Here is a 26,486-nt window from a genome sequence, read left to right as displayed (position 1 = left end):
TTCTTCTGCAAGCTCAAGGAGTTCAAGCGTATCGCCACGCGGAGCGACAAGACAGACAGATCATTCGCAGCGATGATTTATCTCTCCGCTGCAATCATCAATTCACGATAATTCCCAACAGGCCCTGGAAAAAAGCTTCACCAAAAACTTTTATCCACAATCAGGCGATGTGCAGTTCCACATCATGCGCGCGCAGCATGGCGCAGATCTGCTCGGAGGGCTGCCGGTCGGTAAAAAAACCGTGCACATGCGAAAGATGCCCAAGCCGCCCCATGGGCCTGCGGCCGAATTTGGTCTGGTCGGCCAGCAGGTAGACACGCCTTGCATTGCGCATCATGGCCTGGGCCACGCTGATCTCATCGGCATCGAAATCGAGCAGCGTGCCATCATCCTCGATGCCGCTGATGCCGATCACGGCAAAATCGGTGCGATACTGCTCGATGAAGGTACTGGCGGTGGAACCGGTAATGCCGCCATCATAAAACCGCACCTGCCCCCCCGTCACGATCACCTGAAAATCGGTCTGGGCGGAAAGCGGGGTGGCCACGTGCAGGTTGTTGGTAATGACCCGCAGCGCCTTGTGCCGCCGCAGGGCCTTGGCAAAAGCCTCGGTGGTAGTGCCGATGCTGACGAAAAGCGATGAGTTGTCAGGGATCTGGCGGGCGGCAAGGGTGCCAATGGCTTCCTTGGCCCGCCGGTTGAGCACCTGCCGCTCGGAATAGGCGATATTCTCGACCGACGAGGCCAGACCCGCCCCGCCATGATGCCGCGCCACCAGCCCGCGACGGGCAAGCAGGTTGACATCGCGGCGGATGGTCTGGACCGCAACATTCAGCCTCTGGGCCAGATCCTCGTTGGAGACATAGCCCTGGGTACGCACCAGCGCGGTAATTTCCCGGTGACGGTCTTCTGCTGACACGTTGCCTGTTACTCCCCTTCCATACGGTCCTAGATGGCGCGCGCCACGCTGCGCCCCGTGGCCCCGAGATCGGCAAAGGACTGCTCGAGCCGCGCCACGATGCCCTGCTCACCCACACGCAGCCACTTGCGCGGGTCATACAGCTTCTTGGTCGGCTTGCCGGTGGAAGGCGCGATCTGGTGGCTGAAGGCTTCCGCGTGCTCATGCACGTAGCGGCCAACGCTGCTGGCGAAGGCGAACTGGATGTCGGTATCGATGTTCATCTTGAACACCCCGTAGGAGACCGCCTCGGTGATCTTGGCCTGCTCCGAGCCAGAGCCACCATGGAACACCAGCGCCAGCGGCTTCTCGCCCAGATTGGTGGCCTTGGCCACCGCCGCCTGCGAGTTGCGCAGGATCTCGGGGCGCAGCTTGACATTGCCCGGCGCATACACGCCATGCACGTTGCCAAACGAGGCCGCGATGGTGACGAACCCCAGGGGGGAAAGCGCCTCGTATGCCTTCAGCACATCTTCGGGCTGGGTATAGAGATGGGCGTTATCCGCGCCATCATCAAGGTCATGGCCAATGCCGTCTTCCTCGCCGCCGGTCACGCCAAGCTCGATTTCCAGCCCGATGCCCAGCGGCGCCATGCGGCGCAGGAAGCGGGCGCATTCGGCAATGTTGTCTTCCAGCGGTTCAGCCGAAAGGTCGATCATGTGCGACGAGAACAGGGGGCGGCCGGTTTCCTTCACCGCTTCCTCGCTGGCGTCGATCAGGCCGGAAATCCACGGCAGCAGCTTGCGATCGGCATGATCGGTATGCAGGATCACGCACACGCCGTAAGCCGCCGCCACGGTATGGACATGACGGGCCGCAGCCACCGCGCCAAGCACGCGGGCCTGATCGGCATCCTTCATGCCCTCGCCCGCATAGAACCGCGCACCACCGTTGGAAAGCTGGATGATGACATCCGCCCGGTTGCGCGCTGCCGCCTCCAGCACCGCATTGATGCTGTCGGTACCCACCACGTTGACCGCCGGCAGGGCATAGCCCTCATCACGGCAGGTCTCGACCAGGCGGCGGTAATCCGCGCCCGTCACCACGCCGGGGCGCAGGCCCAGGCGGCTCGAGGCGGTGTGTGCTGTATTGGTCATGTCGTTCCTCTATTGCCTGTTCTTGTTGTTATGCAATCGATGAAATACTGCTCACCAGGTCTTGGTCTGGTAATCGTGGTGGCCTTCCACAAACCGGATGGTACCGGATTTGGAGCGCATGACCAGCGAATGCGTGACCGTGCGGATGCCGTTGCGGCGGATACCGTGGAGCAGCGCCCCGCCGGTCACCCCGGTGGCGGAGAACAGCACGTCACCGCGCGCCATGTCCTCGAGCGCCAGCTTGCGCGAGGGGTCGGCGCCGGGGTTCATCTTGCGCGCGCGCGCCACCTGCTCGTCATCCTCGAACATCAGGCGGCCCTGCATCTGGCCATGCACGCAGCGCACGGCGGCGGCGGCCAGCACGCCCTCGGGCGCGCCGCCGGAGCCGACATAGATGTCGATCTCGCTGTCCTCAAGGCAGGCGGCGATGGCGGCGGCCACGTCACCATCGCTCAGCAGGGTCACGCGCGCGCCCGCGGCACGCGCGCGGGCGATCAGTTCCTCATGGCGCTCACGGTCGAGCGTGCAGAGCATGAGGTCGGACACCGCGCATTTCTTGGCCTGCGCCAGTGACTTGAGGTTGGCCTCGATGGTGCTGTCGAGATCGACCACGCCTTCGGGCAGGTAGGGGCCGACCACGATCTTGTCCATGTAGATGTCAGGCGCGTGCAGGAAGTTGCCGCTTTCGGCCAGCGCCACCACGGTCAGCGCATTGGGCAGGTTCTTGGCGCACAGGTTGGTGCCTTCCAGCGGGTCCACGGCAATATCCATGCCCGGTCCGCCCGAGCCGACCTTCTCGCCAATGAACAGCATCGGCGCCTCGTCCATCTCGCCTTCGCCGATCACCACGGTGCCATCGATGGCCACCGTATCGAACGCGCGCCGCATGGCTTCCACCGCAGCGCCATCGGCTTCGTTCTTGAGGCCACGACCGGTCCACGCCGATGCGGCGACCGCAGCCGCCTCGGTTACGCGCACGAGTTCAAGGGCGAGATTGCGATCGGTAACCTGATAGGGATTATGCCGTGTGGTGGTCATGAAACACTCTTTTCCTGTTCGTCTGTGGTCTTGATTACGCAGCAACGGTGGAACTGAGCGTGCGGCGGACTGCCACATGCCATCCGGCTACCATAGTATCGCGCTGCGCCTTGTCCATCGTCGGGCGGAACAGATGCCCGCGTGTCCAGGTGCCTTCGAGTTCGGCGATGCTTTCCCATACCCCGGTTGCCAGCCCCGCAAGGAAGGCGGCCCCGAGTGCCGTGGTCTCGACCTGCCGGGGCCGCTCCACCGGGGTCTGGAGCATATCGGCCAGGAACTGGCAGAACCAGTCATTGACCGACATGCCCCCATCAACACGCAGTGCGTTGAGCTTGCCGCCGCCATCTTCATGCATGGCGTCCATCAGGTCCTTGGTCTGGTAGGCTACCGATTCCAGGGCCGCGCGCGCAATGTGGGCTGCCGTGGCATCAAGCGTGAGGCCGCATATCAGGCCGCGGGCATCAGGGTCCCAGTGGGGCGCGCCAAGGCCCACGAAGCCGGGCACCATGTACACACCGTGGCTGTGCGGCACGCGGGTGGCCATGTCATCGGTCTGGGAGGCATGGGTGATGAGGTTCAGCCCGTCGCGCAGCCAGCGGATGGCCGCACCCGCCACGAAGATCGAGCCTTCGAGGGCGTAGGTCGTCTCCGCGCCAATGCGGTAGGCGATGGTGGTGAGCATCCGGTTTTCGGACATGACGGGCGTGGTGCCGGTATTGAGCAGCGCGAAGCAGCCCGTGCCATATGTCGCCTTGGCCGTGCCGGGACGGAAGCATGCCTGCCCCACCATGGCGGCATTCTGGTCACCTGCCATGCCGGCCACCTTGAGCGGCTCGCCAAACAGTTCTGGCGTCGTCTCGCCAAACACCTCGCTGTTGGTCTTCACTTCAGGCAGGATGGCGCGCGGCACCCTGAACAGGGCCAGCAATTCATCATCCCACGCGCAGGTATGGATGTTGAACAGGAGCGTGCGCGCGGCGTTGGTGGTGTCGGTTGCATGCACGCGGCCGCCGGTCAGCCGCCACAGAAGAAAGCTGTCGATGGTGCCGCAGGCCAGTTCGCCCTTCTCGGCCCGCGCGCGCGCCCCTTCGACATTGTCAAGAATCCACGCGATCTTGGTGGCCGAGAAATAGGGATCGAGCAGCAGGCCGGTGCGCTCGCGCACGAAGGGTTCGAGCCCCTGCTCATGCATGCGTGCGCAGACGGGCGTGGTGCGCCGGTCCTGCCAGACAATGGCGCGGTGGATGGGTTTGCCGGTTGCACGCTCCCACACCACGATGGTTTCGCGCTGGTTGGTAATGCCGATGCCCGCGATCACGCCGGGGCCGCCTGCCTTTTCAATGGCTTCGCGCGCGGTGGAGAGAACGTTGGACCAGATTTCCTCCGGGTCGTGCTCGACCCATCCCTGGCTGGGATAATGCTGGGCAAACTCGATGCGGGCGACCGAAATGGCCGTGATATCGCGGTCGAACACGATGCTGCGGGTCGAGGTCGTTCCCTGGTCGATGGCGAGAATTCTGTTCTTCTTGTTCATTATCTTCTCCTGCCCCAACAGGGCGGATGCGAGTTTGGGCCGCAGGCGTGTCACACCTGCGGCCTGATTGTTTGCTGTTTAGGCGGAAGTAGGCGCCGTGCCCGGCTTGCGGGCCTTGAGGTAGGCATCAAGCCGGGCCGTGTCCTCATCGGTCACGTGCAGGCCCAGGCGGGAGCGACGCCACAGGATGTCCTGCGTGGTCTGCGCCCATTCGTTTGCAATCAGGTATTCCACCTCGCGCACGCTCAGGCCCGCGCCAAACAGTTCGCCCATGTCCTCCATGCCATGGGCATCGCCTACGATCTCGGTGGCGCGCGAACCGTAGTTGCGCACGAGCCGCCAGCTCAGCTCCGGGCCAAGGAACGGGGCCTGCGCGCGCAGGCGGGCCAGTGCGCCCTCGAACCCGCCCTCGCCCAGATCGCCGCCGGGCAGTACCTTGTCCGCCGTCCAGCCCGGCGCCGCCAGCACGGGCAGGAAGGGCTGGAGCTTCTCGATCGCATGCTCGGCCAGGCGGCGGTAGGTGGTGATCTTGCCACCGAAGATGGAAAGCATGGGCGCCTGGTTGCCCTGCGTATCGACATCGAGCACGTAATCACGCGTCACGGCGGAGGCGTTCTTGGCCGCGTCATCATAAAGCGGGCGCACGCCGGCGTAGCTCCACACCACATCGGCGGGTGTTACGGGCTTGGTGAAGTAGCGGCTCACGCTCTCGCACAGGTAGCTGATTTCCTCGGGCGAGATCTCGACCTGGCCGGGGGCCTGTGTCCACGGCACGTCGGTCGTGCCGATGAGGGTGAATTTCTGCTCGTAGGGAATGGCGAAGACGATGCGCTTGTCCGGGTTCTGCAGGATATAGGCCTGCGGCCCGTCAAACAGGCGCGGCACCACGATGTGGCTGCCCTTGACGAGGCGCACGTTCTTGGTGGACGCCACCTGCGCGCGCTCGCGCAGCACTTCACTCACCCACGGCCCACCGGCATTGACCAGCACGCGGGCGCGCACGGTGGTTGTGGTGCCGTCGAGCATGTTCTCGATATCGGCTTCCCACACGCCATTCACGCGACGGGCCTGCACCATGCGGGTGCGGGTGCGGATATCGGCGCCACGCGCCTTGGCATCCATGGCGTTGAGCACGACAAGGCGGCTGTCCTGCACCCAGCCATCGGAATAGGCGAAGCCACGGGCGAGCTTGCCATTGAGCGGCTGGCCCGCCGACGACGTGCGGAAGTCGAGCGACTTGCACTTGGGCAGCGTCATGTTCGGTGCGAGGTGATCGTACAGGAACAGGCCAAGGCGCAGCATCCATGCCGGGCGCGCCTGCGGCGTGTAGGGCAGCACGAAGCGCATGGGCCAGATGATGTGGGGGGCTATGCGCAGCAGTTTCTCGCGCTCGATCAGCGCCTCGCGCACCAGACGGAATTCATAATATTCCAGATAGCGCAGGCCGCCATGGATGAGCTTGGTGCTGGCCGATGAGGTGTGGCTGGCCAGATCATCCTGCTCGACAAGCAGGACCGATGCGCCGCGCCCGGCGGCATCGCGCGCGATGCCCGTGCCGTTCACACCCCCGCCCACGACCAGCAGGTCGAGCAGGCCACCCGGTGCCACAGCGGTGCGGAATGTTTCGTCCATGGACGCCATAGTCAATGTTCCTCCTGATGCATATGTTCGTAACCGAACATTCTGATCGATTCAAGAGGGCACGCGCACATTTTTCGTGCCGCATGCTTAAATAATTCCTCCTTTTTCAATGCATGATAGTGCCCGGCATTAGCCACAAATTCGCCATTCCGAGTAATTTATATGCCAGGGCGATTTTTGTGCATGTGCGAAATCGCGCATCCTGTCCCGCAACCCCCCGCCTATCCCTTTCCTTCCCCATAACAGCATCACCTGCCCCCGAATCCGGAATGTTGGAGAAATTTCATGAAATATAATGAAATATATGGAAAAAGGAGACACACTGACCCGACGGATCGCACGCGCCTCTTCCCCGGCGATAAATGTTCGTTTAAGAACATGTCAGGGCTGCAAACCGGCCATAAGGCCAACAGCCGTTTCCCATCGAATGATAATAAAAGAATAAAGTGGGTTAAAATGCTGAAAAACAGACAATTCCTGGGTGAACTCATATCCGAGTGCATCGCGGTCATGATCATCGTGCTGATCGGTGATTCGGTTGCCGCGATGTACGCGCTGTACGATCCCAGCCCGTACAAGCAGGCCTATTGGGGGGTGGCCATTGTATGGGGGCTTGGGGTGACGATCGCCATCTACATCACCGGCAGCGTGTCCGGCACGCACGCCAACCCTGCCGTATCACTGGCGCTGGCGCTCTACCGGGGCTTTTCGTGGCGCAAGGTGCCCGGCTACTGCGCAGCACAGGTGCTGGGCGGCATGATCGGGGCGGCCCTGGTCTATACGCTGTACCAGCCCGTGATCGAGCATTACAACGCAGCCCATGGCCTCACCCGCGCGGGTGGCGGGGCAGCAGGGGTGTTCTTCACCCATCCAGGCGAGGGCATTACGCCGCTGCATGCCTTTGTTGATGAAATCATCCTGACCGGGCTGCTGGTCTTCGGCATCTTCGCCATCACGTGTGAATACAACACGGTGGCACCCCAGGCCAATTCGGGCGCGCTGATCATCGGGCTGCTGGTTGCCAGCATCGGCGCCTGTTCGGGCTACCTCGAGGCCTGGGCCATCAACCCCGCGCGTGACTTCGGGCCACGGCTGTTCTGCTTCCTGGCAGGCTGGGGCGGGTCCGCCCTGCCCGGCCCGGACAATTTCTGGTGGGTGCCCATTGCCGGACCGCTGGTTGGCGGGGTGGTGGGCGCGGGGTGCTACCAGTTCCTGATCCGCCCGTTCATTCCGCGCAGCGCCGCGCCGTCCATCCCGCCTGCGCCGTAAGCCACAAAACCACACCTGCGACACATTGCGGATAGGATGTGCTAAAAGTTTTTGGGCACCGCCTTTTTTTCAAAGGGCGGTGCCCTTGGGGCTTTTTATCAATATTGTGTCTTGCAGCATCTTTCAGGTGGAGTCATGGACTGGGCAGCACGGCGGCATCATTTCAGGTGGGATGGGGCGCTGCGCGATATTTACGTCATGCCCGCCACCATGGCGGACTGGCAGCGCGTGCTCACCAGCCTGCGGCACGAACCCGCCGGGCTGGACTACCAGCTTGATGGCACCTCCGCGCCCCTGCCCGCCACCGTTACGGCCATATTCACTGCCACACGCAGCCATGCCGTGACCCTTGCCTGCCATATGGGCAAGGCCGTCTATGCCTGTCACTTCTTCAGCCCGGAACAGATCGAATTCGACCTCGACCCGCGCAGCGTGCAATCAGGCCATGCCCTGCGTGACTTGCGGCACTTCATGACCACCCTCGCCCGCGCCTGTGACAGAACATGTGTCCTGACCCATGAAAACGCGCCCGAGCAGGTCATTGCCCGCGTGTGGCCCACCGGAGAGATGCTCTGGGCCTGAGCATGCCCTGGCCAGAATTTTCTTGCGTTTTGCAACATGTCCTGGCGTGAGCCTGCGGCGTGTTCCATATTTTCACAAGGAATTTCATATTTTTATAATGTTGATATGTTATTTTATATAACCAGCGGCAATACCAATAATCATCATGGTTTATGCTATACTAACGATAAAGAGGGTTGACAAAAGCAATAAAAAAATGTAGCCAGTTCGCATGCACCACCCCCCACGAATATGCAGTTAGCTGCACCAGATGGCATACAACGCGACGAGGGGGAGGCGACAATTCAAAAAGACATCTTTAATTATTTCAAACATAAGTTTGCCGCACCCCTCAGAAAATCCGCAACTCTTCTGGAAAAATTTGATTTTGTTCCAGTAGATATTTTAAAAGAACAGGAAAAGTTCAGGAAATACTTCAGGAATGACATCATAGCCTCACTCCTGTTGCTGAGCCGTGTTTCCAGTTACATGCGCATCCTGCCACGCGACCCGGACTTTAGTATGCGTGAACATCAACAGCACGCCGTACGCCGTGCAATCTGCGAGTACACGGACCAGTTCATCCGTAAATATCGGGCCGAGAACCCTGCCCCGGTTACCAGAACCGCCCCGCCTGACGGCGGCAATGCCCAGTCGGCCGAATACTTCGATCAGGACAGCGATATCGACCTGTCGCTACTGATTACCGCAATCGTTGACAAGCTGCATGAGTGTCGGGTCAATCCGTTCCTGCGCCGGGACAATATGTATGCGCTGGACCACAAGGACAGCGGGAATACAGCGGTCGCATGCCTTTATGCCACAAACCATACCCTGCTCTGCCACGTCATGGATGCGCTCCTGACCTATTGTGACAGTACGGACCGCATGCCTGTCGCGTGCCTGCGTGATCTGAACAAGACCATGCACATGAATGTCAGTGACGATCATGACACATACCACGTAAACCTTGCCGACTGGGCGCTGGTGATCGAACGTGTCATGATCGGCCTGCACAGGACAAAGGAATACATCGCCGCCGTGCAGGATGAGGACAGCGATGACCTTTCCGTGTTTAAGGATATGGTCCGGGCGCTGGTCCTTTATTCAGAACTGGGCATCAGGCCATATGACAATACTGGCCAATATCCTGCCCCTGATCATGACATCAACGCAACAGGCGCATGGTGCCTCCGGCTTATGGATGGCGAAGAACCGCTGGCGGACATGCCCTTTTACCGAGAGGACCTGAAGAAGCTTTCTTTCATCAGCATGGTTGATGAAAGAATGGATTTCTATGACAGGGTGCTGCTCAAAGGGTATCAGTGCGAGACGGAACAGACTGTCTTCATCCGTTCTTCCGAAACGAATTACACCATTCGCGATATCCTCAAGGAAACCGCGCTTGCGGCCATTGCCTTTGTCGGCCCGGAGGCCGACCGCAACAGGATCAGGCAGATTGATGAATCCTTCATCCTGCGGATCATGGGCCATATTTTCGGTCAATATAACCGCCTCAATGATACATACGGATCTGGTTATGTTCTTGAAGGCCAATGCCTTGACAATACTTTCCCCGCAGAATGCCTGAACAGCGACAGCATGGCCCGATCGGCGCTGGCGCTGTTCAGAACTTTCCACCCACGCCCCGACAGGAGAAATCTATTTGGGAAGATGCACGTAATCCCTGCTTTCTTTGAGAATTTCAAGGAATTCAGAAACGCGGTTGACCACCAGACATATCTCAGCAGAAAGGCAGTTGAATCCATCATGAATGACCAGAACAAGAATGATGACAGCGCCCCGTTCCTCGATCTTGACGTGATCGACAGCGAGGATTTTCTGGAGAACTTCTTTTCTGATGAGTCGTCTGATGAGCCGGAAGCCGTGCAACTTCCCCGCCGCCCGGCCCCCAGGGCGCAAACAGCCCCCCCAAAACAGCCTGATCCGCCGGTTGACAAAACATGCGTGACCGTTTTCCCCACGCCCGTGCCGCAGGATCTCATCAACAGGCACGCAGGCCGCAAGGGCACCAATAACCGCATTGCCCTGTTTGCCGAACTGAACCGGCCCCTGCCCCTTGCCGAGCCGACAACGCTGGACATGGCGCCCCTTTGCGCGCGCTTCCCCCACGCCGTGCATGCCATCAACGAAATGGCCCGGGTGTTCAATGGCAGGCAGCGCTTTGGCCAATTCATCCGCCCCCGGCCCATCATGCTGGCAGGCCCCTCCGGATGCGGCAAGACCAGCCTGGCGCGCGGGTTCTTTGAACATATCGGCCTGCCGTTCGATACCAAGAACGTCGCCAGTATTCATGATACGTTTTACCTGACCGGCAACCACAAGGGCTTTTCCGAATCAGGGCCATCACAGGTGCTCGAGCGCATTGCCATGACGCGCTGCCCGAACATGGCGTTCATCCTTGATGAAGTGGACAAGGTCAGCAACAACCCCCAGCACGGTTGCCTGCAGGATGCGCTGCTTGCGGTGGCGGACAAGAAGGAGGCGGAACATTTCCGCGATTTCTGGCTCGATCTCGATGCCGACCTGTCGTGGCTGTCATGGGTGTTTACCGTCAATGACCTCGACAGGGTCAGCCCGGCGCTGCGCTCGCGCTGCACCATCATCCCGCTCGAGGCCCCGCAGCCTGAGCACATGCCCGCCATCGCTGCCAACCTGATGCGCGAAATCGAAGCCGAGCGCGGCCTGCGCCCCGGCTGGTACCATCTCTCCACCCTTGAACTGCGCGCGCTTGCCGAGGTTTTCAAAGGCGACCTGCGCACCTTCAAGCGCTACGTGGAAGCCGTGGCGGATGACCAGGAAGACAACATGGCCCGCGCCTAAGCCGCGCCGCGCCACCCCGCGCACCGTGGCAGGGTGGCCTGGAGCAATTCCACTGAACCCTGGCTCAGTGGAATTGCTCTCACTCATTGTTTATCGGGCATCTTCACCAGTTCGAATGGGTCCATTCAAACTGGATCTGCTCTAGCGCTGCACCACGGTGCGGATGGCGAAATTGCTCTGGATGCGGGCCACGCCGGGCATGCGCGAGAGTTCCTCCTTATGGATGCGCTCATAGTCCGCCGCATCACGCGCCTCGACCCGCACAAGGTAATCGGCATCGCCTGTCATCAGGTAGCATTCACGCACATCGGCGCATTCGCGCACGCGGGCTTCAAAGCGGCGGAGGCATTCCTCCGTCTGCCGTTCCAGCGTGATCTGCACGATAACGGTGGTCATGCCATGAACCGAGCGCTCATCCACCAGGGCACGATAGCCCCGTATCACCCCCTCTTTTTCCAGCATGCGCACGCGGCGCAGGCACGCCGAGGGCGACAGCCCCACCCGTTGGGCAAGGTCGGCGTTGCTCATGCGGCCATCATGGCGGAGGTGGCGCAGGATGGCATCTGTCAGCCGATCGAAGGGCATGGTGAATTTTCCGCTTATTTTCGCATATAATTGCGTCTGAGCGCTCATTAATTGCATGATCATGCACAAAACGACAGGACATTTTATTACCATCCGCATACGATCAGTCATGTTCCGCCCGATGGAGTAAGCGCCATGCCTGACCTGCCCTTCCCCCAGCCCATGGCTTCAGGCTGGGCCTTCGCCGGTGCAGGTGCCGCACTGGAAATCGACCTGGACGCCATCGCCGCCAATTACCGCCTGCTCGATGCCCGCACGGGTGCGGCCACCTGTGCCGCCGTGGTCAAGGCCGATGCCTATGGCCTGGGCGCGGACCGGGTCGCCCCCGTGCTGGAACAGGCCGGGGCGCGGGTTTTCTTTGTCGCCCACCTGGAAGAAGGCATCCGCCTGCGCCCGCATGTCTCGCCCGGCGTGCGGATTTTTGTGCTGCACGGCCCCATGCCCGGCACCGAGGCGCTATTCACCCGCCACGCCCTGCTGCCCGTGCTCAACAGCATGGAACAACTGGCGGGCTGGCGCGCCCATGCCGCGCAGGCGCAAAAGGCCCTGCCCGCCGCCGTGCAGGTTGATACCGGCATGTCGCGCTTTGGCCTGTCGGAGGCGGATGTGGCGACACTGGCGCAGGCCCCCGCCCTGCTTGAGGGCATCGACACGAAGCTGGTCATGAGCCACCTCGCCTGCGCCGACACGCCTGCGAACCCGGCCAACGCCATGCAGCGCGACCGGCTGCGCGCCATGGCCGCCCGGCTGCCCGCGGCACCATGCGCGCTTTCGGCCTCATCGGGCATTTTTCTCGGGCCGGATTACCATTTCGATCTCGTGCGCCCCGGTGCCGCGCTCTATGGCCTCGCCCCCAATGCGCAGGCGCCCAACCCGCTGCGCCCCACGGTCAGGCTGCGCGCGCGCATCGTGCAGCGCCGCGTCATTGCCGCGGGTGATGGCGTGGGCTACGGCCTGACATGGCATGCAACCGGCACGCGACGCATTGCAACGCTGGGCATAGGCTATGCCGATGGCTTCCTGCGCAGCGGGGCCAGGGATGGCTGCGCATGGCTGGGTGACTACCGGCTGCCCATCCTGGGGCGCATTTCCATGGATTCCACCACGGTGGATGTCAATGACGTACCTGAAAGCGTGCTCGACGCCGCAACGCATGTGGACATGATCGGCCCGCGCCGCAGCGTGGACGAGGTGGCGCACGGCGCAGGCACCATCGGCTACGAAGTGCTGACCGCACTGGGTTCACGTTTCCATCGCACATACCGGCAACCCGTCGCGTGCGATGCTTCTCCCTGCCAGAACAAGGCCTCCGTGTAATGAAAATCATCGTACTGGGTAGTGGTGTCGTTGGCGTGACATCGGCATGGTATCTCGCGCAGGCGGGCCATGAGGTCACGGTTGTTGACCGCCAGCCTGAAGCCGGGCTTGAAACCAGCTTCGCCAATGCGGGACAGGTCTCACCGGGCTATTCCTCGCCATGGGCCGGGCCGGGCGTGCCGCTCAAGTCCATCAAGTGGCTGCTGATGAAATACCGCCCCTTCGTGTTCTGGCCCATGCCCGACCCGCATCTGTGGAAGTGGCTGGTGCAGATGCTCGAGAACTGCACCACAAGCGCCTATGACCGCAACAAGGGCCGCATGGTGCGCATTGCGGAATACAGCCGCGACATGTTGATGGACCTGCGCGCCACCACCGCCATCACCTATGATGACCGCCAGCAGGGCACGCTGCAGGTATTCCGCACGCAAAAGCAGCTTGACGGCATTGCAGGCGATATCCGCGTGCTTGAGCAGTATAACGTGCCCTACCAGGTCCTCACGCGCGAGGGCTGCATCGAGGCCGAGCCGGGGCTGGCCGCATCGGCGCACAAGATCGTGGGCGGCCTGCGCCTGCCCGGTGACGAGACGGGCGATGCCTTCCTGTTCACCCAGCGCCTTGCGGCCAAGGCGGCGGAAGCGGGCGTCACCTTCCATTACGATACAAACATCCGCGCCATGACCGCCGATGGCGGCCGCATTACCGGCATCGAGACCAGCCGGGGCCGGATGGTGGCGGATTCCTATGTCGTCTCGCTCGGCAGCTACTCGCCCGCGCTGGTGCGCCGCCTCGGGCTCGACCTGCCGATCTATCCGGTCAAGGGCTACTCGCTCACCGCCGATATCGTGAACGAGCAGCGCGCCCCGGTCTCGACCATCATGGATGAGACCTTCAAGATCGGCATCACCCGCCTTGGCAGCCGCATCCGCATTGGCGGCACGGCGGAGCTTGCGGGCTTCAGCACCCGACTGCGCGCCCCGCGGCGCGAGACGCTGGAGCACTCGGTGACCGACCTGTTCCCCGGTGGCGGCAACATCCCCGCCGCGCGGTTCTGGACCGGCCTGCGCCCCATGACGCCCGATGGCACCCCCATCATCGGCCGCACCAAATACGACAACCTGTTCCTCAACACCGGCCACGGCACGCTGGGCTGGACCATGGCCTGCGGCTCGGGCAAGGTTCTGGCGGACATCATCTCCGGCCGCATGCCCGACATCCCGCATGAGGACCTGGGCATCGTACGCTACGGGCAGTAACCCCTCACGGGCCTGCCGGGGGCGCAAACCCCTCCGGCGGGCCCTCGCCGCGCGCGCGCACGACGCGATAGACCGTATTGCGCAGCCAGCGATGCACCGGGTCGCCATCGCGCCGCGGGTGCCACGCCTGGAAGGAATGCACCGTGGGCAGTGCGAAGGGAAATTCGAACGCGGCAAGGTGCATGGAGCGGATGGGCAGGTAATCGATGGCGATGCCGGGCAGCGGCAGGATCATGTCGGTCATGCGCAGGGTCTCGACCATGGCGTAATAGGTGGGCACCACCATCACCACATGGCGCCGCAGGCCGAACTGCTCCTTGAGCACCGTATCGATCGGCCCGTGCAGCCTGCCCCGGCGCGATACGCTGATATGTTCATACCGCGCGATGGAGTCCGGCGTGATCCCTTCCGCCAGGATGGGGTGATCGGCCCGCACGAGGGCGCGGAACGCGGTGGGGAAGATGCTCTGGCGGCGTATTTCAGGCCGCATGTCATCCGATGCGCCCAGATACAGGTCGATATGGCCTTCGCGCAGGGCGTTGCTGGGTTCCTCATCCGTCTCGGGCACAAAGGTCAGGGTGCAGCCGGGGCAGTCATGGCGCAGGGCGGCAAGGATGGCCGCGCCAAACGCGCCCACGATCAGGTCATTGGCGCGCAGCATGAAATGCGGCGACAGGCTGGCAATATCGGGGGTGTCCTGCTCTTCAAGCAGTGAATCGGCACCATCGACAATGGCGCGCAACCGCTCGCGCAGGCCGAGCGCAAAGGTGGTGACCACCATGCGCCGCCCCGATGCGACCAGAATCGGGTCATTGAACACCACGCGCAGCTTGGCAAGGCTGCGGCTCATGGCGGCCTCGCTCATCTGCAACCTGCGCGCCGCGTGCGAGACGCCTTCCTCCTCGATCAGGGCCTGGAGGCTGCGGAGCAGGTCGAGATCATAGCGTTTTCTCATGCTCCGTGTGTCTCCCCTTGGCCAGACCGGACCGGATGCGTAGCGATTATCCTAAAAAACCGGATTTGACCAATCCACAACCTTGCCAAAAACTTTTCCTGCCGTCATTCCACCCCCGCTTCCATGGCGCTCAGGCAGGCCGTGGCCGTGCGGGCTATGCCATCAAGGCAGGCCAGCACCTCAAGCAGGCGGCCATTGCCGGGGTCGGCCTTTTCCAGCCGGGCCAGCCGCCTGCGCGCCGCCCGCACCACGGCCACCCCGCGCGGGCTGATGGGCCGGTAGCGCACCAGCGCGCGCAGCAAGGTGGTGATGATGTCCGTCGCGCTGTCGCGCCGCTGGCGCTTGAGCCCGCGCAGCAGCAGGATGTTCAGCCCCACGGAGGAGAACATGAGCATGAGCCGGATGCCGCCACCCGCCGTATGATCGCCCGCCTGCGCCGCATGCCGCACCATGCGCCCGATCCGGTCAACGCTCGTGCCGATCCACCACTGGGGCGAAGGCAGCAGGGGCACGAGGCACAGCCGCCGCAACTCGCCACGCATATGCGCGCCAAAACGCAGCCGCTCGGCCCGTGCGCGAAATGGCAGCACGAGGCGGAACACTAGCACGCTCAGCCCGACGGCCAGCACCGTGTGCAGCGCGTTGTTGAGGAAGGCGATCTCATCCACCCGGCTCTGGTTGCCGGTCATGAGCAGGTTGGGCATGAGCAGCCCGTAGGCCGCAGCCGCCCCCGCCGTGCCCCGGTTGCACTTGGCAAGCCCACCCACGAACAGGAACAGGCCCAGCACGAAGGCCAGTTCCTCATAATCGCTCAGATACGGGATCAGCCACAGGCTGAGGCACCCCGCCGCCACGGCCGACCACACCGCGCCCGACAGGAAGCGCGTAGTGGCCACCACCGGGTTCTCACGCGTGGCGAACAGCCCGCACACCAGCGTGGTGATGGCGATGAACCCCATGCCGCCGGGCCATGCCGTGCATTCATACACAAAGGCTGCAAGCATGATGGCCACGGCCCCACGCAGCCCGTTATGGAATGCCAGGCGCATATCACGGTGGCCGCCGAGGTGAAAGCGGAAGCGGTCATGCGGCGGCGGGCTGAAAATGGCGTGGGCGTGGTCAAGCGCTGTCTGCAGGTCATCCATGGTGGCGGCCAGCACGCCATGGGTCACGCGGGCCATTTCATGCGTGCCGCGTGCCGCACGCTGCGCGAACAGGGCATGCAGATGCGTGACCTGCGCGTACAGATCATCCAGCGCGCCTGCCTCCAGGCGGCAGGTGGCCAGCCGGTCGCACAGATGCAGCAGTTGGCCACGCGTATCGGCCAGCGCTGCATCATCGGCCAGCATGGCCCGCTCCGTGCCGCCAGACAGGCCGACAAGGCGCGTGACCAGAATCGAGACCTCGGCCAGCACCGCGCGGGCATGATCGCCCGCGCGCACCTGCCGCCCCATCTCGATAGCCGGGAACTCCAGCCCCTGATGCACCGAGACCAGCATGTCGGAAAACTCACCGGCATGGACCAGCGTGTCGCGCTCATGCAGCACGATCTCGCGCAGCAGGCCGCCAAGCCGGTGCAGCACGTCTTCTACCTGCCCCACCATGGTGGCCTGCGCGCGCGTGGCGAGGTTGAAGGTGAACAGCACCGCCATCGCCGCTTCGCACACCACGCCCAGCACGATATAGCTGGCGCGCGACATGGCGATGAAAAACACGTTATCGGGCTGGGATGCCGCCGCCACCGCAATGATCGAGCACGTATAGCCCGACAGCACGAACGCATAGGAGCGGAAGTTGAGGCAGAACGTAGCCAGAAAGCTGCACAGCCCGATCCATGTCGCAACAGCGGGGAAAAACAGCCATGACTGCTGCGGAAACGCCCCGATGAACACCACGGCCGCCACCGCGCCGACCAGCGTGCCCACGATGCGCCACCGCGCCTTGGACATGCTCTCCCCACGTCGCACCTGGGCGACCGACCACACGGTGGCCACCGCCCATTGCGGGCTGTCAAGTTCCATCCACAGCGCAATGGCAAGGGCGATGAGCGAGGCCGCCGTATTGCGCAGCGCAAAACCCACCGCCTGCGGCGTGGGGCAAACCAGCCAGCGCAGCCAGTCCATTGCGGGTGGCCAGCGCAGCCGGGCGACCGGGTTGGACATGAGGAAGTGGGGCAGATCCATCTAGGCCCGCCTGCGCCTGCATGGCGGCCTCAGAACGCGGCTCCCCATCGGGTCGGGCGGCGTGCGGCACATGGCCCGCATCCACCCGCCACCGCATGCATGGTCGTTACGACCAGCAGGCACGGGACCGTCGCGCTCGCGCTGCTGGCGGAACGCCGCAAAAAAGGCGGCACCGGGGGGCTTTCATCATCAGGCATCAAGGCATTGCCCGCACACAGGCGACCAGACTTCAGGCTTTCTCATACGGGCGATAGCGCGCGGTCCATACCGCATCGCCCAGGGCCGCCTCGACTTCATGCGCCGAAGCCTGCGGGGCCACGCCTTCCTTCTGCCCCTGCATGATGACGGCGCGGGCAACGGCGGTAGCCACGAGCCGCAGTTCCGATACGGGGGGCAGCAGCGGCGCGGTGGTGGGGTCGGCAGCCCCGGCCGCGGGCGAAAGGGCAGCCAGCGCGTGGGCTGCGGCCAGAAACATGCCGTCGGTCATGCGCGTGATGCCACCGGCCACAACCGCCAGCCCCACGCCGGGAAAGACGTAGGAATTATTGATCTGGTCCACCGGGCGCATACGTCCGGCATAGTCCACCGGCGCGAACGGGCCGCCCGTGCCGATGATGGCGCGGCCCTGCGTCCAGGCCAGCAGATCGGCAGGCGTGGCCTCGATATTGGCGGTGGGGTTGGAGAGCGCAAAGATGATGGGCCGCGCCGCCTGCCGCGCCATGGGGGCCACGATCTCGCGCGTGAACGCCCCGCCCTGCCCTGATGTGCCGATCAGCATGGTGGGCTGCACATGGGCCATGACCTCGGCAAGGGTGATATGGGCAGCATCATCCACGCGCCAGCCCGATGCCACATCGGCAGGCTGGGCGAAGGGCTGCTGGCCCTCGGTCACGCCCGGCATGCCTTCGCGCACGAGGCCGTTGATATCAACCATGAAGAAGCGGCGGCTCGCCTCCTGCGCCGTCATGCCGCCCGCCACCATCATCTGCGCCAGCAGGTCGGCAATGCCGCATCCGGCACCGCCCGCGCCAAAAATGACGATCTTCTGCGCATCCAGCGCCGCCCCGCCTGCCCTGATGGCCGCAAGCAGCGCACCGGCGGTCACCCCTGCCGTGCCCTGGATATCATCATTATAGGTGCACATGTCGCCACGATAACGGCGCAGGATGCGCAGGGCGTCGGCACCCGAAAGATCTTCCCAATGCAGGGCGATGTCAGGCCAGCGCGTGTTCACGGCCTGCACGAATTCGGCAATGAAGGCATCGTATTGCGCGCCGCGCACGCGGGCGTGCCGCCAGCCGATATATTCGGGATCAGCCAGCAGGGTCTCGTTATCAGTGCCCACATCGAGCAGGACAGGCAGCGCGCGGGCGGGGTCGAGGCCGCCACAGGCGGTATAGAGCGAGAGCTTGCCAATGGGGATGCCCATGCCATTGGCCCCCTGGTCGCCAATGCCAAGGATGCTGCCGCCATCGCTCGCAACGATCACGCGCACGCCATCGAATTGCGGGCTGGCCAGAATCTCGGCAATGCGGCCGCGATGGTCGGCATAGTTCAGGAACAGGCCACGCGGGCGGGTCCAGATATGGCTGAACTCACGGCACGCCCGACCAATGGCGGGGGTGTAGATGATGGGCAGCCAGGCTTCGAGCGCCTCGTCGATAATGGCGTAGAAAAGGGTTTCGTTCCGGTCCTGGATTTCGCGTAGCGCAATATGTCGCGCAAAATTGTCCGGCAGGGCAGCCAGGCGGGCGCGGGCGAGGTCGGCCTGCTCGGCCAGGGTGGCGACGGAGGCAGGCAGAAGGCCATGCAGCCCGAACAGGTCACGTTCACGCCTGTCGAATGCATTTCCCTTGTTCAGCACAGGGCAATCCAGAAGTTCCCTGCCAGACAAAGCCGTTTTGAGGGAAGAGGAAAGCATGGTCCGCGCTGTATCCGACATAATGACCCGACATTGTGATAACGATTGAAAGAGGCGCAGGATACGGATCTGCACATCTTCGTGTAGGGCATGGGTGTGCACGCCAACCGTACGCCAAACGCAATCATGGAGCCGCCAGTTGCCCGATGAAATCAGTGACCTGAGATTTTTCTGCATCCTTGCCGCGGCGGGCAGCATTGCGGGGTGCGCGCGCGCCATGGGCCTCTCGCCCGCGGCCATGAGCCGCAGGCTGAGCACCATGGAGGCCCGGCTGGGCACGCGGCTGGTCACCCGCACCTCGCGCCATTTCGCGCTCACGGCGGAAGGGCAGCGCCTGCACGAGCATGCCGTGCGCATCATGCAGGAAGTGGATGAGGCGGAAGCCGAACTGACCGCGCGCGCGGGCATTCCGCGCGGGCTGCTGCGCGTGGGCGTGCCATCGGAGATCGGGCGCAAGATGCTGGCGGGCGTGGTGGCGGCCTTTGTGGAGCAGTACCCCGAGGTGACGGTGCAGCTTACCCTGTCCGATGCCGGGCTGGACGTGATTGACGACGGGCTGGACATCGCCATCCGCCCCGGCATGCCGCCCGATCAGGAAGTCATGACCACCAGCCTGATCAACAGCCGCCGCGTGGTCTGTGCCGCGCCCGAATACCGTGACCGCAAGGGCCTGCCCGCCACGCCGCACGACCTGCTCAAGCATGACTGCATCTGCCTGATCCGCCGCCAGCGCATCTTTAACGAATGGGTGTATTTTGATGGCAAGGCGCGCAAGGAAGTGCATGTCACCCCCCGCCTTGCCACATCAAGCAGCGAGGTGGTGCATGACTGGGCGGTGAGCGGGCGCGGCATTGCGCTCAAGGTGCTGTGGGACATTGCCGATGACCTGAAATGCGGCCGGCTGATCGAATGCCTCAGCACCTACAGGTGGGAGGACGTGACGCTGTGCGCGGTCTATCCCTCACGCACGCACCTGCCCTCACGCACGCGGCTGTTCCTCGATTTCGTACGCAAGGAACTGCGGCAGGCCTATTTCGGCACATAGGCCCCATCAGCCGGGCCGGGTGGGCGCGCGACAGACGCACACCAGTTCCGTCCCGATCAGGGAGAGCGCTTCCAGATCATCCTCGTCCGGCGGCGTGAGAAGCGCGTACCGGAGCAGGCAATCATGCGAATCTGACTGCCGGATGCCGAGCGGGGCGATATTGGCCGTGCCTTCGAGCCTGATCGCCCTTTTCCAGGGACTTGATGAACCGGGCGAGATATGTCGCGGCATCTGTCATGAAGAGACCCTTATGCACAAAACAGCGCCTCCGAAAGCAGTCAGGATCGATAATTACAGGGCATTCGCACTGCCCGGCAACCAGACCGTGCAACAGGTCCCCTGCCCCGGCGCGCTGGTGATGTCGAGCCGCCCGCCATGGCGATCAACGATATGGCGCACGATGGCCAGCCCAAGCCCCGTGCCCTGCTCGCCCCCTGCCCCCGGCGCGGGCGAGACACGGTAGAATCGCTCGGTCAGGCGCGGCAGGTGCTGCGGGGCGATGCCCGGCCCGTTGTCACGCACCGAGAGCAGCAGGCCGCCAGTCTCCTGCCACTGTGCCGCGATTTCGATGCGCGGTTCAATTGGGGGTTGTGGCCTGCCATAACGCAGGGCGTTCTCGCTCAGGTTGACCAGCACCTGCAGGATCTGGTCCGCATCGCCGCGCAACGTGCCTGCGGGGGCGGGGTGCAGCACCAGGGCCGCGCGATCAGCCTCGGGCTTGCCCTGCACTTCATCATTGAAACGGGCAAACAGGTCGCTCACCGCTATCATGCCCTGCGGGCGCTGGTGCTCGAGCATCTGCACGCGCGAAAGGTAGAGCAGCCGGTCGATCAGGCGCTGCATGCGACTGGCCTGCCGGGCCATGATGGCAAGGAATTTATGCCGCGCCGTGGCATCATTGGCCGCCGGGCCCTGCAGGGTCTCGATAAAGCCGATCAGCGCGGCCAGCGGCGTGCGCAGTTCATGGCTGGCATGGGCCACGAAATCGCTGCGCGCGCGATCGAGCGCATCACGCGCCGTGGCATCCAGCAGCACCACCACGCAGGCGGGCTGGCCGTGCCATATCCCGGCCCTGACAAAAGCCTGCACCACGCGGCGCACCGGCACGTCGGCCTCGATGGTCACCTCCGTTACCCCGCCGGGGCGCAGTTCGGCCACGGCGCGTTGCAGGGCGGGGTGGCGCACGAACATGCCCAGCCCCTCGGCAAATTCCACCTGCGCGCGGGCACCGGCATGTAAAAGCCGCCCACCGCGTGCCAGCACCAGCAGCGATACAGGCAGGTCGTCGACCTGCACCGTATCCTCATCCGTGCCCACGGGTTCGGCCTGCAGGCGCGCGGGGTAGCCCGACAGCCGCCCCACCGCGCCATAACGCCACGCGCCATACCCCCCCAGCAGCGCCCCCGCCGCGAAACCCATCACCACAAGCACCAGCGCCGACACACCCTTCTCCCCTTACGCGAGCCTGCCCCACGGCACCACAGGCGCGATACCATGAATGGGAGAACAGCGGAAACATCAATGATATGCGAAAGAAAATTACAATTTGTGCATCGCAAAATTAATATAGTTATGAGTTGTTTGACAATTTTATAATTTTAGGCCATGCTCCCGCAAGCCTGAAGATTGTTTGAAAAAGCCTGCCCCAAAACACCCGCAGGCCGCAACGGTAGTCAGATAACGTTTTTCACGAAAGCGTTGCCACAACACCGCCTGTAAAAAGACGGGACCTGAAAACTTTTATTCTTACCGGCGGTTTATTTTAAACACTCTTCTAAAAAACAAGAACAATGGTGCCTCAAATCATGACCCAGTCCCTCCCGCGCAACCGCGCGCCTGTCGTTTTTCCCGCCACGCTCATGGTCCAGCCCCCCGGCTGAGGCCTGCATCCCCTTTTCCCGGCATTCCTGCCCCGTCCCGTAACGGACCGGGCCGCGAGAAAATCGACAGACATGACAAGACACACTTCCCCACACGCCAGCAGGCGTGCGTGCGCGCTGTTCCCTCCTGCATGGGGGTGGCTGCTGGCCGCAGGCGCAACCGCGCTGGCCCTGCCCCGCCACGCCCATGCCCAGGCGGTCGATCCCAGCATGCGGACAGTGCCCTCCATCATGGCGCCCGGCGCGGTCTCGGCCATGCCCTCGACCGGCGTAACGCAGGAGGAACAGATCAGCATGCGCCTCGATGCCGAGCGGCTTGGCCCGCAGCCCGAGGCCATCCGCAGGCCACCCAACACGCCCATCCCGCCCAGCGGCGTGCCGGTCTACCCCTCTGCCGGCCTGGCCACCATGAGCGTGGCCCCCGTCAGCAGCCCCGGTGCGAGCAAGACCTTCCACCAGATCGAACTCGATGCGCTGACGCACCATGAAGGCCCCTCCGGCCTGCTGCCCGGCTGGATCGATGCCCAGCATGACACCGACCTGGAAGACCCGTACTACGTGCCCACCGCAGGCAGCGGCCACCTGGTGCCGCTGCTCGACCCGCTGCGCAAGCGCCTGCGCGACCACGGCGTGAGCTTTGCCTTCACCTACAAGGGCGAGGCGATGGGCGTGATCGATGGCGGCGTGGAGCGGGGCATGAGCTACGTGCATGAACTGACCGCGCAGGTGAACTTTGACCTGGAGAAAATGGCCGGAATCAAGGGCTGGTCGGTCCATACGCTGGTGATGGAACGCGCAGGCCATGCCGTGAGCCATGACCGGGTGGGCGAATATTACGTCAACTTGCAGGAAGTCTATGGCCTGTCGGGCAACGTTGTGGCGCATCTGGTTGACTTCTATGCCGAAAAGAAATTGCTGAACAACCATCTCGACATCAGCTTCGGCCGCATGGCGCTGACCCATGTGTTTGCCACATCGCCGCTGCTGTGCTCGTTCATGGTCACCTGCTCGGCTCCCGTGGCGCTCAAGCTCGACCCCGGCTTTTCGGTCTACCCCAAGGCCACATGGGGCAGCCGCCTGCGCCTGCGCCCCACGCGTGACACGGCCATCCAGTTCGGCGCCTATTCGGTCAATGCGCTGAGCGACAACCCCAGCGGCTGGGCCTGGGGCAGCGAGAAGGCAACCGGCGTGATGCTGCCAGTCGAGTTCACGTGGCAGCCCTTTCTCACCCGTAACCGCCTGCCGGGCCATTACGTGCTGGGCTATGCGCATGACACCACGCGCTACCCCGACGAGATCGGCATCGGCCTGCCCGCCGCCCTGCGCACGGCGGCAGGCCACCAGCGCTCGGCGCCGATGGACATGTTCTGGTTTGAAGGCGACCAGATGGTCTACCGCCGCGGCGGGCGCAACCAGATGGCCGGTGGCTACCTGATGGCGGGCTACATCCACAACACGCCGCATGTCACGTCCATCTCGGATGAAGCCTATGGCGGCCTGTCCTTCGCGGGCGTCATTCCATCGCGCGTGACCGACCGGCTGGGCATCATGTATTCGTGGTACCATGTCAGCCACCGCAAGGAGGAAGGGCAGATTTTGCGTTACGAGGCCGGTTATTCGCTCGGCACCTCGGTGCGCGCGCCGCAGACGGACTCCCACATCATCGAGGCCTATTACGCCATTGACGCCATGCCCGGCATACTGGTGCAGCCGGAATTCGAATACATGATCCGCCCCGGCGAGACAAAGCACATCCCCAACGCGGCCCTCGTGGGGCTGAAGGTCATCGCCAACCTCTAGCCATGTGGCTCCTGCCCCGCGCCCGGAACGGCGCGGGGTTTTTTATGCACCGTTAATGAGAATGCGAATTTGTTGCAATTATGTGACACATCATGACAAACCCCGCATGGGCATATTGCGACTAATTATCAGAATCGATATTGCAACCTTCTGCAATTAAGAGGCTGTTGCAATATGACCGATAAAACCATCCGCCAGAAACTCAGGCCATTCTCCCTGCTCACTGCCTCGATGGCCCTGGCCTGCGCCACCACCAGTGCCCACGCGGCACAGGACGCGCCGCCCGTAACCGATACACAGGCCACCACCACGCCTACGGGCGATACGCCGGCAAAGGACAGGAAGCACGATGCCTACAACCATGACGCCGAGCATGGATATGACGTAACCCACGTCACGGCCTCGCCCATGAATGTCCTGCATGAATCCATCGGCCTGAGCCGCATGCCGCAGGACGCCATGCACACGCCGCAGAACGTGAACGTGGTGCCGCAGATCCTGATGCAGCAGCAGAATGTCAAATCGCTTGATGAGGCGCTCAAAAATGTGCCCGGCATCACCGCATCGGTGGGTGAAGGCGAAGGCGGCATGGCGGGCGACCAGTTCCTGATCCGTGGCTTTGCGGCCCAGAACGACATTTATGAAAACGGCCTGCGCGATTTTGGCGTCTATGCGCGCGACAGCTTCTATTATGACCATGTCTCGGTCATCAAGGGTCCGTCATCAGAGGTGTTCGGCAATGGCACCACGGGGGGTGCGATCAACATCGTGACCAAGACACCGCACCTGGGCAACAGCTACCAGGCCAGCTTTTCAGGCGGTAGCGGGTCATATTACCGTGGCACGCTGGATGTGAACTACCAGATCAACAGCACAACCGCCTTCCGCCTGACCGGCATGGGCAACGAGAACAACGTGGTCGGGCGGGACTACATCTATTCCCACCGCTGGGGCATTGCGCCCTCCATCGCGTTCGGGCTGGGCAAGAAGGTCTCGTTCGTTCTGGAATACTTCCACCAGAACGACAACCGCATCCCCGATTACGGCGTGCCGGTCGTAACCCCCACCGGCGGCATCGGCTACCCGGTGACCGAAAGGGGCGTGAAGCGCACCAACTGGTATGGCACCACCTATGACCAGGACAATACCAGCGATGACATGATCACCGGCCGCCTGACCGCCAGGGTCAGCCCCATCCTCACGCTGTATAACGACATGCGCGGCGGCATCTTCCACCGCTATTTCTCGGCCTCGCAGGAGGCATGTTCCAACTTCAGCAGCGGTGCCACGCTCACCAACAACACGATCAACGGCGCGGCTCCCTCCTCCACCTGCCAATCGGATTACCTGTCCGGCAACGCGGCGAGCGCGCAGGTGGCGCGTAATGGTGGTGTGGGTGGCCCCGAGCCCTACCGGCAGAGCGACTGGTCGATTCAGGATGTATTCTCGGGTGTGGCACACCTCCACACCGGGCATATCCGCCACGAGATCATTGGCGGGTTTGACATTGAGTATGTGACCGACCACCGGCAGAACTATGCCTATGGCTCCAACCGCCCCAGCACCAGCCTGCTCGACCCCTCGCCCTACGTGCCCGGCCTGACGCTGGGCGACTGCAGCCAGTACCCCAACCGCCTGGTCAATATCGGCAACGGCGTGGGCCGCAAGTGCTACAAGGACAGTTCGGCGCTTGATGTCGGCTTCTTCCTGTCCGATCAGGTGTGGCTGACGAAAGACCTGTCGGTCAAGGCAGGCTTCAGGTGGGATCACTGGAACAGCACCTACAGTGCAACCGGCGGCAGCACGGCCACGCCCGATGTCAGCTATGGCCAGAACGAGACCACCATCAACCCGTCAGTCAGCATCATGTACACCCCGCGCAGCAACCTGATGGTGTATTTCAACTGGTCGGAATCCACCACGCCGCTCAGCCTTTACGTGACCAACAGTTCCGAGCCGATGACCTCCAAGAGCCAGAGCGCCGCCCCCGAGCGCAGCAGGCTGTATGAGGTGGGCGCCAAATACAGCGCCTTCCATGACCGTATCGGCTTTACGGCGGCCCTGTTCCGGCTCGAGAAGAACAATTCCACCCAGACCGACCCCACCACGGGCGATGTCAGCGCCACGAGCGACCAGGAGCGCAACCAGGGGCTTGAACTCAGCGTATCGGGCACGCTGCTGCGCAACTGGATGTTCTATGGCACCTATGCGTTGTATGACCCCACCATTACCAAGGCGGGTTCCACCTCATCCAGGCAGGGCGGGCAGATCCAGTACGTGCCCCATAACCAGGCCACCGCCTGGACCAGCTACGAGATCGCGCCGCGCAGGCCGTGGAACATGACCATAGGCGGCGGCATTACCTGGCGGCAGGGCGTGTGGCTCGACCAGCTCAATACCGCCCGCGCCCCCGCCACGGTGGAGTTCGACGCCATGGTCGCCCACCGCTTCAACAACAACTGGAAAGTGGCCATGAACGCCTATAACCTTGATAACCGGCTCAATTACGGCAGCCTGTTCTCAAACCGGGTTACCCCATCCGTCGGGCGGTCGTTCCTGTTCAACATCTCGGCGCAGTACTGAGCCGCCATTCCCAACCAAG

The 26,486-nt window shown here is 63.1% G+C and carries 19 protein-coding genes and 1 pseudogene; 9 read left to right on the top strand and 11 right to left on the bottom strand.

The window, feature by feature from the left end:
• Positions 1 to 111, top strand: a pseudogene (locus HNW77_RS17715) (IS5/IS1182 family transposase); the annotation flags it as partial.
• A gap of 49 nt (positions 112 to 160) precedes the next feature.
• Here HNW77_RS17715 and HNW77_RS08555 read toward each other — a convergent pair.
• The 5 genes from HNW77_RS08555 to glpD form a co-directional block, all read right to left on the bottom strand.
• Positions 161 to 919 carry a DeoR family transcriptional regulator gene (locus HNW77_RS08555; RefSeq protein ID WP_172156899.1) on the bottom strand — a complete coding sequence of 253 codons (759 nt, stop codon included), beginning with the start codon at positions 917 to 919 and terminating at the stop codon, positions 161 to 163.
• 29 nt (positions 920 to 948) lie between these two features.
• Positions 949 to 2,055: a class II fructose-bisphosphate aldolase gene (gene fbaA / locus HNW77_RS08550; RefSeq protein ID WP_172156897.1), complete on the bottom strand. Its 1,107-nt coding sequence runs from the start codon at positions 2,053 to 2,055 to the stop codon at positions 949 to 951.
• A 51-nt stretch (positions 2,056 to 2,106) separates the two neighbouring features.
• The gene (gene glpX, locus HNW77_RS08545; RefSeq protein WP_172156895.1) at positions 2,107 to 3,093 is read right to left on the bottom strand and encodes a class II fructose-bisphosphatase; all 987 of its coding nucleotides are present in this window, start codon (positions 3,091 to 3,093) and stop codon (positions 2,107 to 2,109) included.
• A gap of 34 nt (positions 3,094 to 3,127) precedes the next feature.
• Positions 3,128 to 4,627 (bottom strand): glycerol kinase GlpK, encoded by a 1,500-nt coding sequence (gene glpK, locus HNW77_RS08540; protein ID WP_172156893.1) that lies wholly within the window; start codon positions 4,625 to 4,627, stop codon positions 3,128 to 3,130.
• Positions 4,628 to 4,705: 78 nt separating this feature from the next.
• Entirely contained in the window at positions 4,706 to 6,268 is a 1,563-nt protein-coding gene (glpD, locus tag HNW77_RS08535) for a glycerol-3-phosphate dehydrogenase (protein WP_172156891.1), read from the bottom strand.
• A 456-nt stretch (positions 6,269 to 6,724) separates the two neighbouring features.
• Here glpD and HNW77_RS08530 point away from each other — a divergent pair, with 456 nt between their 5' ends.
• From HNW77_RS08530 to HNW77_RS08520, 3 genes are all read left to right on the top strand, one after another.
• Complete coding sequence (locus HNW77_RS08530) at positions 6,725 to 7,537, top strand: MIP/aquaporin family protein (RefSeq protein WP_172156889.1); 813 nt, start codon at positions 6,725 to 6,727, stop codon at positions 7,535 to 7,537.
• A gap of 135 nt (positions 7,538 to 7,672) precedes the next feature.
• Entirely contained in the window at positions 7,673 to 8,119 is a 447-nt protein-coding gene (locus HNW77_RS08525) for a hypothetical protein (protein ID WP_172156887.1), read from the top strand.
• A 501-nt stretch (positions 8,120 to 8,620) separates the two neighbouring features.
• Complete coding sequence (locus tag HNW77_RS08520) at positions 8,621 to 10,942, top strand: AAA family ATPase (RefSeq protein ID WP_172156885.1); 2,322 nt, start codon at positions 8,621 to 8,623, stop codon at positions 10,940 to 10,942.
• Between the two features lie 141 nt (positions 10,943 to 11,083).
• Here HNW77_RS08520 and HNW77_RS08515 read toward each other — a convergent pair whose 3' ends face one another.
• Positions 11,084 to 11,527 (bottom strand): Lrp/AsnC family transcriptional regulator, encoded by a 444-nt coding sequence (locus HNW77_RS08515; RefSeq protein ID WP_130731805.1) that lies wholly within the window; start codon positions 11,525 to 11,527, stop codon positions 11,084 to 11,086.
• A 135-nt stretch (positions 11,528 to 11,662) separates the two neighbouring features.
• On the opposite strand from HNW77_RS08515, the gene alr reads away from it, so the two are divergent.
• Positions 11,663 to 12,844, top strand: a complete 1,182-nt coding sequence (alr, locus tag HNW77_RS08510; RefSeq protein WP_172156884.1) for an alanine racemase — start codon at positions 11,663 to 11,665, stop codon at positions 12,842 to 12,844.
• Complete coding sequence (locus HNW77_RS08505) at positions 12,844 to 14,100, top strand: D-amino acid dehydrogenase (RefSeq protein WP_172156883.1); 1,257 nt, start codon at positions 12,844 to 12,846, stop codon at positions 14,098 to 14,100. The genes alr and HNW77_RS08505 overlap by 1 nt, the downstream gene beginning before the upstream one ends.
• Before the next feature lie 4 nt (positions 14,101 to 14,104).
• Here HNW77_RS08505 and HNW77_RS08500 read toward each other — a convergent pair whose 3' ends face one another.
• The 3 genes from HNW77_RS08500 to HNW77_RS08490 form a co-directional block, all read right to left on the bottom strand.
• The gene (locus tag HNW77_RS08500; RefSeq protein WP_172156882.1) at positions 14,105 to 15,055 is read right to left on the bottom strand and encodes a LysR family transcriptional regulator; all 951 of its coding nucleotides are present in this window, start codon (positions 15,053 to 15,055) and stop codon (positions 14,105 to 14,107) included.
• Positions 15,056 to 15,159: 104 nt separating this feature from the next.
• The gene (locus HNW77_RS08495; protein WP_172156881.1) at positions 15,160 to 17,238 is read right to left on the bottom strand and encodes an FUSC family protein; all 2,079 of its coding nucleotides are present in this window, start codon (positions 17,236 to 17,238) and stop codon (positions 15,160 to 15,162) included.
• A 229-nt stretch (positions 17,239 to 17,467) separates the two neighbouring features.
• Positions 17,468 to 19,180, bottom strand: a complete 1,713-nt coding sequence (locus HNW77_RS08490) for an NAD-dependent malic enzyme (RefSeq protein WP_172156880.1) — start codon at positions 19,178 to 19,180, stop codon at positions 17,468 to 17,470.
• A 118-nt stretch (positions 19,181 to 19,298) separates the two neighbouring features.
• Between HNW77_RS08490 and HNW77_RS08485 the strand changes: the two genes are divergently transcribed.
• Positions 19,299 to 20,204 carry a LysR family transcriptional regulator gene (locus HNW77_RS08485; protein WP_172156879.1) on the top strand — a complete coding sequence of 302 codons (906 nt, stop codon included), beginning with the start codon at positions 19,299 to 19,301 and terminating at the stop codon, positions 20,202 to 20,204.
• A gap of 6 nt (positions 20,205 to 20,210) precedes the next feature.
• Here the strand turns inward: HNW77_RS08485 and HNW77_RS08480 are convergent, their stop codons facing one another.
• Together HNW77_RS08480 and HNW77_RS08475 are read right to left on the bottom strand one after the other, a co-directional pair.
• A complete protein-coding gene (locus HNW77_RS08480; RefSeq protein WP_172156878.1) occupies positions 20,211 to 20,435 on the bottom strand; it encodes a hypothetical protein in 225 nt (74 codons plus the stop codon).
• Positions 20,436 to 20,495: 60 nt separating this feature from the next.
• Positions 20,496 to 21,647, bottom strand: a complete 1,152-nt coding sequence (locus HNW77_RS08475) for a sensor histidine kinase (protein ID WP_276592080.1) — start codon at positions 21,645 to 21,647, stop codon at positions 20,496 to 20,498.
• A gap of 509 nt (positions 21,648 to 22,156) precedes the next feature.
• Between HNW77_RS08475 and HNW77_RS08470 the strand changes: the two genes are divergently transcribed.
• Both HNW77_RS08470 and HNW77_RS08465 read left to right on the top strand, forming a co-directional pair.
• Positions 22,157 to 23,884, top strand: coding sequence for a carbohydrate porin (locus HNW77_RS08470; protein ID WP_172156877.1), 1,728 nt, complete (start codon positions 22,157 to 22,159; stop codon positions 23,882 to 23,884).
• A 174-nt stretch (positions 23,885 to 24,058) separates the two neighbouring features.
• Positions 24,059 to 26,467 (top strand): TonB-dependent receptor, encoded by a 2,409-nt coding sequence (locus HNW77_RS08465; protein WP_172156876.1) that lies wholly within the window; start codon positions 24,059 to 24,061, stop codon positions 26,465 to 26,467.
• Positions 26,468 to 26,486: the final 19 nt, after the last annotated feature.

The sequence above is a fragment of the Komagataeibacter melomenusus genome, from assembly GCF_013155395.1.
GTDB classification, from domain to species: Bacteria; Pseudomonadota; Alphaproteobacteria; order Acetobacterales; family Acetobacteraceae; genus Komagataeibacter; species Komagataeibacter melomenusus.
The sequence above is the reverse complement of the archived record's forward strand: the minus strand, read 5'-3'. Positions and strand labels throughout refer to the sequence as shown.

Bases quoted from the DNA above. Each gene is read 5' to 3' on its own strand.
- HNW77_RS08495 (WP_172156881.1), bottom strand. From the start codon at position 17,238: ATGGATCTGCCCCACTTCCTCATGTCCAACCCGGTCGCCCGGCTGCGC.
- HNW77_RS08515 (WP_130731805.1), bottom strand. From the start codon at position 11,527: ATGCCCTTCGATCGGCTGACAGATGCCATCCTGCGCCACCTCCGCCAT.
- HNW77_RS08520 (WP_172156885.1), top strand. From the start codon at position 8,621: ATGCGTGAACATCAACAGCACGCCGTACGCCGTGCAATCTGCGAGTAC.
- HNW77_RS08480 (WP_172156878.1), bottom strand. From the start codon at position 20,435: ATGCCGCGACATATCTCGCCCGGTTCATCAAGTCCCTGGAAAAGGGCG.
- HNW77_RS08500 (WP_172156882.1), bottom strand. From the start codon at position 15,055: ATGAGAAAACGCTATGATCTCGACCTGCTCCGCAGCCTCCAGGCCCTG.
- glpX (WP_172156895.1), bottom strand. From the start codon at position 3,093: ATGACCACCACACGGCATAATCCCTATCAGGTTACCGATCGCAATCTC.
- HNW77_RS08530 (WP_172156889.1), top strand. From the start codon at position 6,725: ATGCTGAAAAACAGACAATTCCTGGGTGAACTCATATCCGAGTGCATC.
- HNW77_RS08490 (WP_172156880.1), bottom strand. From the start codon at position 19,180: ATGTCGGATACAGCGCGGACCATGCTTTCCTCTTCCCTCAAAACGGCT.
- HNW77_RS08470 (WP_172156877.1), top strand. From the start codon at position 22,157: ATGACAAGACACACTTCCCCACACGCCAGCAGGCGTGCGTGCGCGCTG.
- HNW77_RS08465 (WP_172156876.1), top strand. From the start codon at position 24,059: ATGACCGATAAAACCATCCGCCAGAAACTCAGGCCATTCTCCCTGCTC.
- HNW77_RS08505 (WP_172156883.1), top strand. From the start codon at position 12,844: ATGAAAATCATCGTACTGGGTAGTGGTGTCGTTGGCGTGACATCGGCA.
- HNW77_RS08525 (WP_172156887.1), top strand. From the start codon at position 7,673: ATGGACTGGGCAGCACGGCGGCATCATTTCAGGTGGGATGGGGCGCTG.
- fbaA (WP_172156897.1), bottom strand. From the start codon at position 2,055: ATGACCAATACAGCACACACCGCCTCGAGCCGCCTGGGCCTGCGCCCC.
- glpD (WP_172156891.1), bottom strand. From the start codon at position 6,268: ATGGCGTCCATGGACGAAACATTCCGCACCGCTGTGGCACCGGGTGGC.
- alr (WP_172156884.1), top strand. From the start codon at position 11,663: ATGCCTGACCTGCCCTTCCCCCAGCCCATGGCTTCAGGCTGGGCCTTC.
- glpK (WP_172156893.1), bottom strand. From the start codon at position 4,627: ATGAACAAGAAGAACAGAATTCTCGCCATCGACCAGGGAACGACCTCG.